The organism is Polaromonas sp. P1_E1_2 (assembly GCF_056406035.1).
The window spans coordinates 1-1,449 of record NZ_JBFUAZ010000823.1; the positions used below are offsets into that span (position 1 = coordinate 1).

The window sequence follows — 1,449 nt, forward strand, 5'->3', positions numbered from 1 at the left end:
GCTCCAAAGAAAGCCCCTGCGAAAAAAGTAGCGGCTAAGAAGGCTCCTGCGAAAAAAGCAGCAGCGAAAAAAGCTCCGGCTAAAAAAGCTCCAGCGAAAAAAGTAGCGGCCAAAAAGCCAGCTGCGAAAAAATCGCCAGCGAAAAAGCCAGCAGCCAAGAAGGTAGCGGCCAAGAAGCCAGCAGCCAAGAAAGCTGCAGCGAAAAAGCCAGCAGCCAAGAAGGCCGCGAAAAAGGTAGCGAAGAAACCAGCGGCGAAGAAAGCCGCTGCGAAAAAGCCTGCCGCCAAGAAAGCAGCGAAAAAGCCCGCTGCGAAGAAAGCCGCGAAAAAACCTGCTGCCAAAGCTGCGAAAGCACCCGCTGCAGCGGCTGCCCCTGCGGCTCAGACTACTCTGAACCCGCAAGCTGCCTGGCCGTTTCCGACAGCCAGCAAGCCGTAAGCAGTAAGGTAATTCTGCTTAGAGCCCGATATCGAAAGATGTCGGGCTTTTTTCATGGCTGGACCGTTCCTGAGGCCATCCACAATTGACACCCCTGTTTACCGCCGCCGGACCACTCCAGCCATGAAACCGTTCCCCGCGCTGCCCGAACTTCCTTTTCTGCGACGGGAAAAGAATGGGGACGTTCTGATCGGCATCCATGTGGTGCCCAACGCCGCCAAAACCGAGATGATGGGCCTGCATGGAGAGGCCGGGCAGCAGGCGCTGCGCCTGCGATTGCAGGCACCGCCCGTGGACGGCAAAGCCAATCAGGCGCTGGTGAAATGGCTGGCCGGTTGCCTTGGCGTTCCGCAGCAGGCGGTCACGCTGGCCCGCGGAGAAGCCTCAAGGCGCAAGCAGTTGCGCGTCAGCGCTGAAGCGGCAAGCCAGGCTGCATGGAATGAATGGCTAAAAGCATTGGACCACCGCGAGCCATAGCCGCGCCGCCTACGACAAGGGAACGATCGCATGCTATTAATTTAATAGCTGGCGGCGCCCATTCTGTCTTGCTCAAGCACTGATTTGTTCGGAATTCAACGTGTAGTTCTGGCCACCGCGCGTGGCGATCTTGAGCGCACCCACCCGGTTCCCCAAGGCGGCGCAGCGGTCCAGCGTCCAGCCTTTTTCGAGGCCAAACARCAAAGCCCCGCGAAAAGCGTCGCCGCACCCTGTCGGGTCGACCACTGATCCGGCCTTTACCGGTGGCACCAGGGTTTTCTCGCCGCCAATCCAGACCTCGCAACCTTCCGCGCCCAGCGTCACCACCAGGCCCTGCACCCGGCGGGACAATTCGGCGCATGACAGGCCCGTGCGGTCGCACAGCATTTTGGCCTCGTAATCGTTGACGGTCACCCAGGTGGAGAGTTCCACAAAGTGGGAAAGCTCCTTGCCGTCAAACATGGGAAGGCCCTGGCCTGGATCAAAAACGAAGGGGATACCGGCCAGCTTGAACTGCTCGGCATGCTGCAGCAT

Annotated in this window: 3 protein-coding genes; 2 read left to right on the top strand and 1 reads right to left on the bottom strand. The window is 59.3% G+C overall.

The window, feature by feature from the left end; genetic code table 11:
• Positions 1-438 (top strand): histone H1-like DNA-binding protein (locus AC1D1P_RS23265; RefSeq protein WP_477674625.1); only part of this gene is annotated, 438 nt, incomplete at its 5' end.
• A 123-nt stretch (positions 439-561) separates the two neighbouring features.
• On the top strand, positions 562-915 hold the full coding sequence (locus tag AC1D1P_RS23270; RefSeq protein ID WP_477668371.1) for a DUF167 domain-containing protein: 354 nt from the start codon (positions 562-564) through the stop codon (positions 913-915).
• A gap of 72 nt (positions 916-987) precedes the next feature.
• On the opposite strand, the gene AC1D1P_RS23275 is transcribed toward AC1D1P_RS23270, so the two are convergent.
• Positions 988-1,449: PfkB family carbohydrate kinase (locus AC1D1P_RS23275; RefSeq protein WP_477674626.1), on the bottom strand; the 462-nt coding region annotated here is incomplete at its 5' end.

Bases quoted from the DNA above. Each gene is read 5' to 3' on its own strand.
- AC1D1P_RS23270 (WP_477668371.1), top strand. From the start codon at position 562: ATGAAACCGTTCCCCGCGCTGCCCGAACTTCCTTTTCTGCGACGGGAA.